The organism is Nocardia miyunensis NBRC 108239 (assembly GCF_001613065.1).
Classification (GTDB): domain Bacteria; phylum Actinomycetota; class Actinomycetes; order Mycobacteriales; family Mycobacteriaceae; genus Nocardia; species Nocardia miyunensis.
In genome coordinates, this window is sequence record NZ_BDBQ01000096.1 from 26,620 (window position 1) to 39,662 (window position 13,043).

Here is a 13,043-nt window from a genome sequence, read left to right on the forward strand (position 1 = left end):
AGTAGCTGAAGTCGACGGGCGCGGGGCCGGTGATCGCCGCCGAAGTGACGCGACCTCGGCCCCGCGCCGCCCGGTTCAGCGAGTCGGGAGCTTCGGTGGGTTGGTCCGATAGGCGGCCGGTGTGCGGGACAATCGAATCGGGTTGCGTACCTGGGCAACTCCGTGTCCTTCGGGCTCGTCGGTGGGCAGGACCACGGGCTCGAGACCGAGGCTTTCCGCGAGCGCGACGGCCTGGCCGATGTCGTTGATCGGCCCGGCCGGGACACCGGCGTCGACGAGGACCTCGAACCAGTGGTCCGCGTCGCGGATGCGCAAGACGCTCTCCAGTTCCTCGATCAGTTCCTCGCGGTGGGCCACCCGGTCGGTGTTGGTGCGGTAGCGCGGATCCTGGGCCAGTTCGGGGATGCCGAGCGCGCGGCACAGGGCGGCGAACTGCTTGTCGTTCGCGGCCGCGATGGCCAGGGGCCGGTCGGCGGTGTTCACCGGCTGATACGGCGCGACGCTCGGATGCGCGTTGCCCATCAGGCCCGGCACATTCCCGGTCAGGATGTGCCCGGATACCTGATTCGTCAGCGATGCCAGTACCGAGGACAGCAGGTTGACCTCGACTCGCTGTCCGTGTCCGGTGCGCAGCCGGTGGATCAGCGCGGTCTGGATGCCGAGCGCGGCGTGCAATCCGGTGATCGCGTCGACCATCGCGACGCCGACCTTGGCCGGGCCGGTCTCCGGGTGGCCGGTGATGCTCATCAGCCCTCCGGTGGCCTGCGCGATCAGGTCGTAGCCGGGCAGATGTGCGCCCTTGCCGGAGCCGAACCCGGTCACCGAGCAGTACACCAGGGCGGGATGCTCGGCGGCGAGTTGCTCGTAGCCGAACCCGTACCGCTCCAGCGTCCCCGGTTTGAAATTCTCGACCACGACGTCCGCGCCGCTGATCAGCTCCCGGGCCGTGGCGCGGTCCGCTTCGCTGGTCAGATCGAACCCGATCGACGTCTTGTTCCGATTCAGGCCCAGGAAGTAGGTGGACTCGCCCTCGTGCCACGGCGGCCCCCAGCCTCGCGTGTCGTCGCCGACGTTCGGGCGTTCGAGCCGGATCACCTCCGCGCCGAAATCCGACAGCAGCATGGTCGCGTAGGGACCCGCGAGTACGCGACTGAAGTCGACGATCCGGATTCCGGACAGGGCTCCTGGTTCGGTGGCCGTCATCATTTCCCTTTCACACGTCGTCCTCGCGACCCACTGCAGCGGTAGTGCGGTGCGCCGGAGGGCCGTCCGCGGTCAGTGGGCGAGTCGGAGCAAAACCCTACACATTCATGCGCATGGTTGCTATGGTTCTACTGGATTTGCGAGTGACATGGCACACGCTGGGGATATGCGAGGATCTGCCGCTACCCGGTCTCGTCCTAACCGGAAATCCATGATAATTATAATTCGCAAAGCACCGCGAAGTGAGGTGCTCGTCACGTACGTGGACGACTCGGCGGCGGCATGCTGCCCCGGCGAGTCGGCATCACCCGTGCCGTGGCCTGAGGAGTGAGCTATGAACACGATCGGCAAGCAATACGTCCACACGACCCGCGCAGCCGGTGTCACGGGCGTGCAGCAGGGCGTCGGCCGTTCCCGACCAGTGGGTTCGGTGGCCGCGCAGCCGGTCGCCGGTCGCTGATCGAACGGGAATGTGACATGAAGCTGGCTCTACGCTACGACATGCGCGCGCCCGGTATCGGGGTCGGCAGTCCCGACCAGTACGCCGCGGCGCTGGATCACGCAGCCTGGGCGGACGAACTCGGGTTCGAGACGGTCTACCTCGCCGAGCACCACGGCGCCGACGACGGGTACTGCGCCGCGCCGATGATCCTCGGCTCGGCGATGCTCGGCCGGACCCGCTGGATGCGGGTGCATCTGTCCGCGCTCGTCGCGGTCCTGCACCATCCGCTGCGGCTGGCCGAGGACCTTGCCGCACTCGACCTGGTCGGCGGCGGGCGGGTCGAGGTTACCCTCGGTCTCGGCTACCGCGATTCGGAATATCGGATGTTCGATGTCGACCGTCGCCGGCGTGTGCGGATCCTGGAAGAGATCATCGAGGTGCTGCGGCAGGCGTGGACCGGGGAGGAGTTCGACTTCCGCGGGCAGCGGGTGAAGGTCCGGCCTCGTCCCGCGCGCCCGCAAGGGCCGCCACTCTATGTCGGCGGCTCGGCGGAGGCGTCGGCGGTGCGCGCGGCCAGGATCGGTGACGGATACCGCCCGGCCGGATCCGAGAAGGACCGGCTGTACGCGATCTACGCCGCCGAGCGTGAACGGCTCGGTCGGCCGGTTCCGCCGCGCGGCCCGGTGAGCGGTCCACTGTTCCTGTTCGTGTCCGACGATCCGGCACGCGATTGGGAGATCGTCGCACCGCACGTGCTGTATACAACGAACGCCAACGCGAACTGGGCTCGTGAGCGGGGGATAGGCACCACCGCCTACCAGCCCGCCGCGGACCTGGCCGAACTGCGGACCGACCCGAACATCCGGGTGGTTACGCCGGAGGAATGTCTCGCGCTCTGCGAGAAACTCGGACCCGACGCCGAACTGGTCTTTCAGCCGCTGATGGGCGGGCTGCCACTGGACGCGGGCTGGCGCAGCCTGCGCTTGTTCGAAACCGCGGTGCTGCCCGGACTCGTCGAACTGGGCTACCGCCCCGCGGCCGGCGAACGCCGCGCATAGCGGCGGCATCCACAGACATTTTTCACCCACCGCCCGGGCTACCGGGCATCTCCATCGACTCAATGAAGAGGCAAGATGACAACTACCGCAATGGATTCGAACGGCAGTGAGGTGACGGCCGCGATGCCACGCGGCCTGGTCTTGATGATCGGATATTTCGTCATCCTGGCCACTCTGGTGATCACCGTCCCGCTCAAACTGCTCGGCCAGATCGGCCCCGCGCTCGGGGCGACCGGCGCTCTGCTCAACTGGGTGGTGATCATCGGCTCGCTCAGCGGGGCGATCGGCACCGCTCTGCTCCCACCGCTCGCGTCGCTGTTCGGGCAGCGGCGAATGGCGCTGCTCACCATGGGGCTGCTGGCTCTGGGCAGCATCATCGGAGCGTTCGCGCCGAATATGACGGTGCTGCTGATCGGCCGGTTCATCAGCGGATTCACCCTGGGCGGCATCGCGCTCGCGCTGGCGATCGCGCGGTCCAACCTGACCGGCCGGACACTGAGCGTCGTGCTGTCGTGGATCGCGGCCGCGGAAGGGATCGCCGCCGGTCTCTCGTTCGCCGTCGGCGGCCTGCTGACCGACACCGTGCACGTGAACTGGCGGGTGGTGTTCGGCATCCTCGCGGTGCTCGGGATCATCGGCGTCCTCGGGACGCTCGCCGCTGTTCCGGGTCGCGAGGGGCCGGGCCGCGGCCGGGTCGACTGGATCGGCGGGCTGCTGCTGGCCGCCGCCCTCGCGCTGATTCTGGTGCCACTCAGCATGGGTTCGCAGTGGGGCTGGTCGTCGCCGAAGGTGTTCGTGCCGCTGGTCGGCGGTGTCGTCGTGGCTGCCGCCTGGTGGCTCGTGGAGGAGCGCGTGCCCGCGCCGCTGGCGAATACGCGAGCGCTGCGGAACATGAACTTCCTGCGCGGATGGCTCGTGTTCTTCCTGGCCGGAATGCTCGCCTGGGTCGTCAACTTCACGCTGCCGAAGTTCACCGAGACGCCCACCTCGGCCGGTTTCGGGTTCGGATACGACGAACTGACCAGCGGTCTGCTGATGCTGATGTTCTGCCTCGGCATCGTCGCGGGCAGCACCTCGGCCGGGCCATTGAGCCGGTTCGTACCCGCGCGGGTGATGTGCATGCTGGCCTTCACCGGGTGCGCGATCGGCATGCTGCTCATCGCGTTCGCCCATGACTCGGAATGGCAGCTGTGGGTGTGGCCGATCATCGTCGGCGTGTCCTACGGTCTCGCCTCCGCCAGCGCCTACCTGACGTTCATCAGGGCTCTGCATCCCGACGAGGTCGCCACGGCGGCCAGTATCGGACAGATCAGTGCGCCGCTGGGCGGGGCGATCGGCAGCGCGGCGATCAGCGCGGTGCTGACCTCGCAGGTGATCAAGGTCGGGCACAGCGTGGTGCCGACCGAGCACAGCTTCCAGCTCGGTTGGGTGATCGGCGCGGGGATCTCGGTGGTGGGCCTGCTCCTCGTGGCGCTCATCCGGGCCACGAAATCGCCTGCGCACGAGGCGATCTGACGAAGTAGCCGATCCGGCCGGCTGGGCGTCTCGCGACAAGCGGACATTCAGCCGGCCGGTGGCGTCGGATGACCCCGGCGCGCGAACACAGCTAGGACGATGATGTTCATTTCGATCGATGCGGCCCGGTGCATGGGCCACGGCCGGTGCTATGCGATGGCCGAACGACTGCTGACCGATGACGACGAGGGTTTCGTGGCCGAGCGCGGTCGCACCTGGGAAGTACCGGAAGAGCTGACCGGTGAGGCCGAGACGGCGGCGCAGGCGTGCCCCGAATCGGCCATCGCCGTGCGTGATTCGTAACTCAACGGCCAGGGTTTGCCCTGTAATTCGTTATGGCTGGTCCGACCGGTCGGCGACGGACTGACCGACTGTGGGCCGCACTCGCCAGGCCAGGCGAACGCAGCGGCCCGGCATCCTACGAGAGGATGCCGGGCCGCGCGGGTGTTCGTATGCGGAACCGGTTGTGCGGCAATCAGTCCCAGACCAGGGGCACGTGCTGCAAGCGCAGCTGACTGCCGCGCTCGCGCAGTTGCGCGCCCTCGGCGATGCGGTAGTGGGGGATCCGCTCGTGCCACTGGGTCAGCGCGACAACCAGTTCCGCGCGCGCCAGATGCATCCCGAGGCACCGGTGGTATCCCGCGCCGAAACCCAAGTGCTGCTGGAGGTTCGGCCGGTCGGGATCGAAGACACCCGGGTCCTGGAACACATCCGGATCCTGGTTGGCCGCTGCCAGGCCGAGCCACACCAGATCGCCCTTGCGGATCGGCAGGCCGTGGAAATCCATGTCGCGTGCGGCTTCCCGTCCGTCCTGGATGATCAGACCGTAGAGCCGGATGATCTCCTCGATCGCATTCGGCCACAACTCGGGCTCGTCGAGCAGCCGCTGCCGGTCCTGCGGATGGGTGGCCATGTGCAGGAATGTGTAGCCCAGGGCGCTGCGGGTGGTGTCGAGCCCGGCCGCCATGATGGTCATGCAGATGGTCAGGATCATCTCGTCGGGGATGGGGGCGCCCTGGTACTCCGCCGTCACCAGGCGGGTCACCAGATCGGTCGTGGGATCGCCCGGGTTCGCGCGGCGGTCGGCGATCGCCGTGGCGAAGTAGGCATCGAGTTCCCGGCGGGTCCGCACGGCGATTCGCTGCGCGTCCGGGGCCTTGTCGAAGAATCCGATGAACTGGCCTTCCACCCAGGGCATCAGCTTCGCCCCGTCCTCGATGGGCAGGCCGAGCAGCGCCAGGAACAGCTCGGTCGGGTAGATCATGCCGAACCCGGTCGCCACATCCTCGGATCCGCGCGGCGCGATCTGGTCCACGAGCGTGGCGGCGCGGTCCCGCGCCAGGTCGGCGATTCGCCGGACCAGTTTCGGGGCGAAGAACGGATTGAGGATCCGCCGCATCTCGGCGTGCTCGGGCTGGTTGAGGTTCTCCGGCAGCAGCACGCCGGGTGGTGACCGGTGCAGGGCGCTGACCTGGTCATTGGTGAAATCGGCGTCCCGCTGCAACGCTTCTCGCACGTCGTCGAACCGGTTCAGGACCCAGAACCCCTCCTCGGTCGAGTCGTTCCAGGCGAATCGCGCGGTGTCCCGTTCGGCGTTGAGCAACCGGTGCGTTTCCAGCGCGGGGCGCTCCACGCGGTAGTCGGTGTGGAACACCGGACATCCGCCGAGATCGCGTACGCCGGTGGAATTGTCGGCCACCTCGGTCATGAGCATCTCCTCGTCGAGTCTCGCTTTCACTGCGAATTATTAGCATGAATGTGATTTCGGTCAATGATTGACGTCCAATCTAATGATGTGCATGATTCGGATCAAACGAACGACACACAGGAGGCCGCGCATGAGCAGGCTCGAGGACACCACGGCCGTGGTGACCGGCGGAGGTTCAGGGATCGGCGCCGCGTCCGCGCGGCGGCTCGCCGCGGAAGGCGCGGCCGTGGCCATCGTCGATCTGCATTCGGCCGCCGCGCAGGAGACTGCCGCGGACATCCGCCGGGCGGGCGGGTACGCCCTGGCCTTCGAGGTCGACGTCCGCGACCAGGCCGGTCTCGACCAGGTGGCCGCCGACGCGGTCGAAAGCCTCGGCGGCATCGATATCGTGAGCGCCAACGCGGGCGTCTGTGGCTGCCGCCCGACGGTCGAGCTGTCCGACACCGAGTGGCAGGACATGCTCGACATCAACCTGACCGGTGTGTGGCGCACGGTGAAAGCCGCTGTGCCACACATGATCTCGGCGGGAAGCGGTGGTTCGGTGGTACTGACGAGTTCGGTGGTCACGTTCGTCGGCGCGGCGAACGTCGCACACTACAACGCGTCCAAGAGCGGTGTGGCCGGCCTGATGAAGACGCTGTCGGCCGAGCTGGGCAAGCATCGGATCCGCGTCAACGCGGTCCACCCCGGCAATGTCGCGACCGACATGCTGTTCAGCGACTCCACCCTTCGAGTCTTCTGCCCGGATCTGGAGGACCCGACACCGGAGGATCTGCGCGAACGCGCCCGCGCCGGAGATGTGCTCGGGCAGGGCTGGGTCGAGGCGGTGGACATCAGCAATGCCGTGCTGTACCTCGCGTCCGACGAGGCGCGCTTCGTGACCGGGGTATCGCTTCCGGTGGACTGCGGCCGCCGGATCGGGTGAGGGAGACGACGATGGACTACGGAAAACGATTGAGCGGCAACCGAATCCTGATCACCGGAGGTGCGGGCGGGATCGGGGCCGCGGCCGCGCGGCGGCTGTCCGCCGAAGGCGCCGCGGTCGCGATTCTCGATACCGACGCCGACGCGGCTCGGCGGGTGGCATCCGAGCTGGACAACGCGACATCGTTCGAATGCGATGTCACCCAGGAACAATCCCTCGACGCGGCGGTGCTGGGCGCGGCGAGGGAATTCGGCGGGCTGGACGGCGTACTGACCTGCGCGGGCATCGCGCGTTCGGGCCTGCCGCACGAAATGTCGCTGGACGACTGGTATTCGGTGATCGGGGTCAATCTCCACGGAACCTTCCTCGCGATCCGGGCCGCACTGCCGTACCTGCTCGACGCGGGAACCTCGAGCGTGGTGACCATCGGTTCCGTGGCATCGCTGGTGTCCGCGAATACCAACACCTGCGGATACGACGCGTCCAAGAGCGGCGTGCTCGGCCTGACACGATCGATCGCCGTCGGCTACGCCGATCGCGGCGTCCGGGCGAACTGCCTGTGTCCCGGCGTGGTGGACACCCCGCTCGCGCGTCGCGCCCGGGAGGTGGAGGGCGTGACGAGCAACGCGGTCGCGGGGACCCCGCTGGCACGTCGCGCCGATCCGGCGGAGATGGCTGCTGTCATCGCATTTCTGCTGTCCACGGAGGCCTCGTTCATGACCGGGTCGGTCGTCACCGCGGACGGCGGCCTCACCGCACGGTGACCTCGGCTCGGCGAGCCCAACAGCCCCTATCGCGCCGAACGGTATGGCGCACATCGAGAAAGACGGATATGAACCTCGAAAGACACCGCGTGGTCGTCGCCCGGACAGGCCCCGGGCTCGATCCACCGGCTCGGGCGGTGAAACCATCCGCCGCGCACTGCGAACTCTGGCCCCGCAGGCCGCGGTCGAACGCTCCGATTCCGGCCGGGAAGTGCACGCGATGAATCTGGATGGCACTGCGGGACAAGCGATCCGGTACGACGGCGCGATTGCGGCGGTGCCGCGATGAGTGACGAGGTGCTGATCGATGCTCAGGACGGCGTCATGGTCGTCACGCTCAATCGCCCGGCGGTGCGCAACGCGGTGAATCTCGCTGTGGCCGAGGCGGTTTCCGCCGCCATGATCGAGTTGGACGCCCGTGCGGATCTCACCGTCGGCGTACTGACCGGTGCGGGCGGCACGTTCTGCGCCGGTATGGATCTGAAGGCGTTTCTGCGCGGGGAGTCACCGGTGATCCCGGGACGCGGATTCCTCGGCCTGGTGGAAGCGCCGCCGCGCAAGCCGCTGATCGCCGCCGTGGAGGGATACGCACTGGCAGGCGGCTGCGAGGCGGTCCTGGCCGCGGACCTCGTCGTGGCATCGCGCACGGCGAAATTCGGTATCCCCGAGGTCAAACGCGGACTGGTCGCCGCGGCCGGTGGCCTGATGCGGCTGCCGCGCCGGATCCCGCCGACCGTGGCGATGGAGTTGGCGCTGACCGGCGATCTGATCGACGCCGAACGCGCGTTCGCCCTCGGCCTGGTCAATCGCCTTGCCGACGAAGGGAATACGCTCGACACTGCGGTCGAGCTGGCCCGCTCGATCGCGGCGAACGGCCCCCTGGCCGTGCGTGCGTCGAAGCGGATCATCCACGAGAGCGCGCAATGGCCGGATGAGGAGATGTTCGACCGCCAGCGGGCGATCACCGGCCCGATCTTCGCCTCCGCCGATGCGCAGGAAGGCGCCCGCGCCTTCGCCGAGAAGCGCCCGCCACGCTGGCAAGCGCGGTAGAGCGGCGGCGTGCCGGGTGCTGCCCGACTCGCCGCCGTGCTCGGGAACACCGCGTACCGGCGGGTGCGCGCTGCGGGTTTCGGCTATCTGCCGGACGCAGCTGCCCGGCTCAGTACGTCGATGTCGCTGAGGCGATCGTCGTTGGCCTGCACCGTGATCAGCGCGCTGATCAGGTCGTCACCCGGATTCGCGCGCCGCAGCCCGACGAGCTGGGATAGTCCCGCAGCTCCTCGGCTGCCGACTCCACGGTCTCGAACTCGGTGGCGAGGTCGGCACGCGTGGCGCGAAGCCACCCCAGGACGCGTCCATGATCGACCGACGGCACACCGAACAGCTCGCAGATCACCGTCCCGGGCAGCGGAACTGCCAACGCGGAGACGACGTCCAGCGTGCCGTCGTCGGCCGGTGCCGCGTCCAGCAGGTCGTCGACCGGTGCGTCACGAGCCGCGAGAGTGCTTGTCTCTCAGCGTATCTGTTCTCCCGGCGTGCCGGACGACAGGCGGAGCGCACCTGAAACCTGTTGCGGCGACTGCGGATCGAGATGTGGCCGAGTACACCCGGTACGCCTGTGCCACAGCACATCCGAAGTTCGTTCGACCCACCCCGGGTGGTGCGCCGCCGCCGGTAGCGGTGCCGTTGCCGGTCGTGGCGGCCACGCGGGTGATGTTCGCGACCCGGCGTAGGCTTGGCCCCGCGCCGGGTCGCCCCGCGCCGATCCCACTGCAGACCGGCTTGTGAATCATCACGCACCTCGAGATCGCCCTGGGAGTCCAGGGCGCCAACTTCGACAGTCAAGGGGATATCTGATGAAGATCTCGGTTATCGGCACCGGACTGATCGGCTCGCAGGTCCTCGGCGACCTGACCGCTGCCGGACACGAAGCCACCGGGCATTCCCGCTCGACCGGCCTCGACCTGCTCACCGGTGACGGGCTCGACGACGCGCTGCGCGGCGCCGAGGTCGTCGTGAACCTGACCAACTCGCCCACCTTCGACGACGCCTCCCTCGACTTCTTCCGCACCTCGGTGACCAATCTGCTGGCCGCCGCGCAGGCGGCGGACGTCGGGCACATCGTGACGTTGTCGATCGTCGGCGTCGACCGGGTACCCGGCATGGCCTACTACCGCGCCAAGACCCTGCAGGAGCAACTGGTCGAGACGGGGCCGATCCCGTACTCGATCGTGCGCGCCACCCAGTTCATGGAATTCGTCGCACCGACGATGGAGTGGACCACCGACGGCGACGTCGTGCGGCTGCCCGCCACCCCGATTCAGCCGATCAGTTCCGCCGAAGTCGCGGCCGAGGTAGCCGAGGTCGCCGCGGGTACTCCGCTGCGGGGCATACGGAACATCGCCGGCCCCGACGTCTTCACGCTCGACGAATTGGGCCGCATCACGCTGGAGGCCACCGGCGACCACCGTCACGTCGTCACCGATCCGACCGCCGGCCTGTTCGCCGTGGTCGAAGGTGATGTACTCACCGCCCCCGAGGGCGCCCAGGTGACCGCCACCCACTACCGCGACTGGCTACGGTCGCACTAGGCGCGTCGGCTGTCCGGTTTGGTTGCCGCGCCGAAGATCAGCGGTCGGACGATGGGGACCATCATCCCTTCCCAGGTCGCTTCCTGGACGTCGTCGACTTCCAATCCGGACGCCCGGATCAGCTCGAGGGTGGCGCGGTTGCAGCGGCATCCCTCCGCGAACCGGCGCCAGGGACCTTCGAGGCGGTCTTGCCACAGGGCGAGCCGCGGCGACTTCGAGCGGACGTGTTCGACGAACAGCAGCCTGCCGCCGGGGCGCAGCACGCGCTCGACCTCGCGCAACACCGCATCGGGATTGTCGACGGTGCACAGGACGAGCGTGGACACGACCGTGTCCACGGATCCTTCCGTGAACGGCAGCTGATCCGCCGACGCGTCGAGCACCTTCGCCTTCCGCTGAGTGGTGCGCAGCCGCCGGTCCAACCGGACACGCATCGCGGCCTCGGGTTCGGTCAGGATCAACTCTTCGAGGTCGTCGGGATAGTTCGGCAGATTCAGGCCGGTTCCGCTGCCGAGTTCGACAGTCCGTCCGGTCGCCCGGCCGAGCAGCTGACGTCGGCGAGCCCCCATGCCCGCCCGCTCGCCCCGCCACAAGAGCGGGTCGTACAGTGCCGCGAACACCCGCGCCCACAGGTCCGAGCCCTGTCTGGCCGCCGCCGGTGCGGTGCCACTCATAGGCCTGATTATACGTCGGCTTCCATCGCTCTTCGATCATGGTGAGAAGGGCCAGGGCATACGATCGAAAGCAGCGCCCGAGAGTCCGACCAGGTGACGAATGGGAGCACCGCATGAACGATCAGCTGCAAGACGAGCCCCGGGTCACGGCGTTTCCGCGCATCGACGACTACGGGTTCATCTCCGATTCCGAGGTGACCGCCCTCATCGCGCCCAGCGGAGCCATCGAGTGGATGTGCCTGCCCCGCATGGATTCTCCCAGCGTCTTCGGCGCGATACTCGATCGTTCCGCCGGGTCGTTCCGGTTCGCTCCCGACAACATCGCGGCCCCGGCCGATCGCCGGTACATCCCCGGGACGATGGTCATGGAGACGAGCTGGCGCAGTGGCGAAGGGTGGGCGACCGTGCGTGACGTGCTGCTGGTCGGCCCGTGGCGGCACCAGCAGCCCGGCCGCAGCGCCCACCGCCGCGCGCCCACCGACTACGACGCCGAACATATCCTGCTGCGCATCGTGCACTGTGAGACCGGGCAGATCCAGTTCGTCCTGGACTGCCAGCCTGCCTACGACTACGGCCGAGCTCGTGCCATGTGGGAATACCTCGACAGTTATCACCTCGCCATGGCCGGCGCCGAAGGCGTCGATCTGCCGCTGCGGCTGACCACCGACCTGCGTCTCGGACTCGAGGGCTCGCGCGCGGTCGCCCGCACCCTGCTCAAGAGTGGCGACACCCGGTTCTGTGCGTTGTCGTGGGGTAGCCGGGAGGCTCCGGAAACCGTGGAAGAGGCCGGCGAGCGGCTGATGAAGACCGTGCACCACTGGCGGCACTGGCTGGCCGTCGGCCAGTTTCCGGACCACCCGTGGAGCGCTCAGCTCACTCGCAGCGCCCTGACCCTCAAAGGCCTGACCTTCGCGCCGACCGGCGCCATCGTCGCGGCCCCCACCACCTCACTGCCGGAAACCCCTGGCGGAGAGCGCAATTGGGATTATCGCTACACCTGGATCCGGGATTCGGCCTTCGCGCTGTGGGGCCTGTACACGCTGGGTTTCAGCTGGGAAGCGAACGACTACTTCTCCCACATCATCAATCTGGCCGAAAGCGCCAAGGACATGCAGATCGTCTACGGCATCGGCGGCGAAACCGACCTGACCGAACACACGCTCGACAATCTGCGCGGGTACGACAACGCCGGCCCGGTGCGCATCGGCAACAACGCCTTTCGTCAACGTCAGCACGATGTCTGGGGTGCGGCGCTGGATTCGGTCTACCTCTACGCCCGCCATCGCGACCAGATCGACGCGCAGACCTGGCCGCTGCTGCGCTGGGCGGTCAAAAGCGCTCTCGCCGTGTGGCGCGAACCCGACCAGGGCATTTGGGAAGTGCGGGGAAAGCCGCAGCACTTCACCTCCAGCAAGGTCATGTGCTGGGTCGCCGCCGATCGCGGCGCACGCCTGGCCCGCATCCACCACGACTTCGAACGCGCCGAGCGCTGGCAGGGGGCGGCCGACGAGATCCGCGCCGATATCTGTACCAACGCGGTGGACTCGCGGGGCGTGTTCACGCAGTGCTACGGCAGCACGGCACTGGACGCCTCCACCCTGCTCATCCCGCTGGTTCGGTTCCTTCCCCCCGACGACGAGCGGGTGCGCAAAACCGTCCTGGCCATCGCCGACGAACTCACCGTCGACGGGCTCGTATTGCGTTACCGCACAAACGAAACCGATGACGGCTGTGCCGGCGAGGAAGGAACCTTCACGATCTGCTCGTTCTGGCTGGTGTCCGCGTTGTCGGAAATCGGCGAGAAATACCGTGCCAAGCAGCTGTGCGAGAAACTGCTCGGATACGCCAGCCCGTTGGGCCTCTACGCCGAGGAGATCGACCCACGAACCGGCCGCCACTGGGGCAACTATCCACAGGCGTTCACCCACCTGGCACTGATCAACGCGGTCATGCATGTCGTCAGGGATGAACAGGTCGAGCTGCGCATCGCGCTCGGCGGGGAATCGGTCGCGCCGCGCCTGGACGACGCGACGCTCACCGGCGGGTACATCCATATCTGAACGATGTGCCATCGAGGCTGGGCGAAAGTGCCGGACCATGATCGGCGCATCGACGCGCGCGGCCATTGGCCGAAGTCGCTGGGGGACAGGCGCAGTCGCGCCT

At 67.9% G+C, this 13,043-nt stretch carries 13 protein-coding genes; 9 read left to right on the plus strand and 4 right to left on the minus strand.

Features of this window, described 5'->3' with window-relative positions:
• Positions 1-75: 75 nt before the first annotated feature.
• Positions 76-1,203 (minus strand): CaiB/BaiF CoA transferase family protein, encoded by a 1,128-nt coding sequence (locus NM2_RS37330; RefSeq protein ID WP_067679544.1) that lies wholly within the window; start codon positions 1,201-1,203, stop codon positions 76-78.
• A gap of 334 nt (positions 1,204-1,537) precedes the next feature.
• Here NM2_RS37330 and NM2_RS52700 point away from each other — a divergent pair, with 334 nt between their 5' ends.
• From NM2_RS52700 to NM2_RS37345, 4 genes are all read left to right on the plus strand, one after another.
• Positions 1,538-1,663 carry a hypothetical protein gene (locus NM2_RS52700; protein ID WP_281182694.1) on the plus strand — a complete coding sequence of 42 codons (126 nt, stop codon included), beginning with the start codon at positions 1,538-1,540 and terminating at the stop codon, positions 1,661-1,663.
• 17 nt (positions 1,664-1,680) lie between these two features.
• A complete protein-coding gene (locus NM2_RS37335; RefSeq protein ID WP_067679447.1) occupies positions 1,681-2,703 on the plus strand; it encodes an LLM class flavin-dependent oxidoreductase in 1,023 nt (340 codons plus the stop codon).
• Positions 2,704-2,778: 75 nt separating this feature from the next.
• On the plus strand, positions 2,779-4,218 hold the full coding sequence (locus tag NM2_RS37340) for an MFS transporter (protein ID WP_084531966.1): 1,440 nt from the start codon (positions 2,779-2,781) through the stop codon (positions 4,216-4,218).
• 99 nt (positions 4,219-4,317) lie between these two features.
• Entirely contained in the window at positions 4,318-4,521 is a 204-nt protein-coding gene (locus tag NM2_RS37345) for a ferredoxin (protein ID WP_218026064.1), read from the plus strand.
• A 172-nt stretch (positions 4,522-4,693) separates the two neighbouring features.
• Here NM2_RS37345 and NM2_RS37350 read toward each other — a convergent pair whose 3' ends face one another.
• Positions 4,694-5,926 (minus strand): cytochrome P450, encoded by a 1,233-nt coding sequence (locus tag NM2_RS37350; RefSeq protein WP_067679551.1) that lies wholly within the window; start codon positions 5,924-5,926, stop codon positions 4,694-4,696.
• Positions 5,927-6,056: 130 nt separating this feature from the next.
• On the opposite strand from NM2_RS37350, the gene NM2_RS37355 reads away from it, so the two are divergent.
• The 3 genes from NM2_RS37355 to NM2_RS37370 all read left to right on the plus strand — a co-directional run bounded on the left by NM2_RS37355 (position 6,057) and on the right by NM2_RS37370 (position 8,665).
• Positions 6,057-6,851, plus strand: coding sequence for an SDR family NAD(P)-dependent oxidoreductase (locus tag NM2_RS37355; protein ID WP_067679453.1), 795 nt, complete (start codon positions 6,057-6,059; stop codon positions 6,849-6,851).
• 11 nt (positions 6,852-6,862) lie between these two features.
• Positions 6,863-7,615: an SDR family NAD(P)-dependent oxidoreductase gene (locus tag NM2_RS37360; RefSeq protein WP_067679456.1), complete on the plus strand. Its 753-nt coding sequence runs from the start codon at positions 6,863-6,865 to the stop codon at positions 7,613-7,615.
• A 285-nt stretch (positions 7,616-7,900) separates the two neighbouring features.
• On the plus strand, positions 7,901-8,665 hold the full coding sequence (locus NM2_RS37370) for a crotonase/enoyl-CoA hydratase family protein (protein ID WP_067679462.1): 765 nt from the start codon (positions 7,901-7,903) through the stop codon (positions 8,663-8,665).
• Positions 8,666-8,834: 169 nt separating this feature from the next.
• Here the strand turns inward: NM2_RS37370 and NM2_RS49715 are convergent, their stop codons facing one another.
• A complete protein-coding gene (locus NM2_RS49715) occupies positions 8,835-9,035 on the minus strand; it encodes a hypothetical protein (protein ID WP_157121603.1) in 201 nt (66 codons plus the stop codon).
• Positions 9,036-9,471: 436 nt separating this feature from the next.
• Here NM2_RS49715 and NM2_RS37375 point away from each other — a divergent pair, with 436 nt between their 5' ends.
• Positions 9,472-10,206, plus strand: coding sequence for an SDR family oxidoreductase (locus tag NM2_RS37375; RefSeq protein WP_067679465.1), 735 nt, complete (start codon positions 9,472-9,474; stop codon positions 10,204-10,206).
• Here the strand turns inward: NM2_RS37375 and NM2_RS37380 are convergent.
• Positions 10,203-10,880, minus strand: a complete 678-nt coding sequence (locus NM2_RS37380) for a class I SAM-dependent methyltransferase (protein ID WP_067679468.1) — start codon at positions 10,878-10,880, stop codon at positions 10,203-10,205. The two genes, NM2_RS37375 and NM2_RS37380, sit on opposite strands and share 4 nt — an antisense overlap.
• 113 nt (positions 10,881-10,993) lie before the next feature.
• Between NM2_RS37380 and NM2_RS37385 the strand changes: the two genes are divergently transcribed.
• Positions 10,994-12,940 (plus strand): glycoside hydrolase family 15 protein, encoded by a 1,947-nt coding sequence (locus tag NM2_RS37385; protein WP_067679471.1) that lies wholly within the window; start codon positions 10,994-10,996, stop codon positions 12,938-12,940.
• The last annotated feature ends 103 nt before the right edge of the window (positions 12,941-13,043 follow it).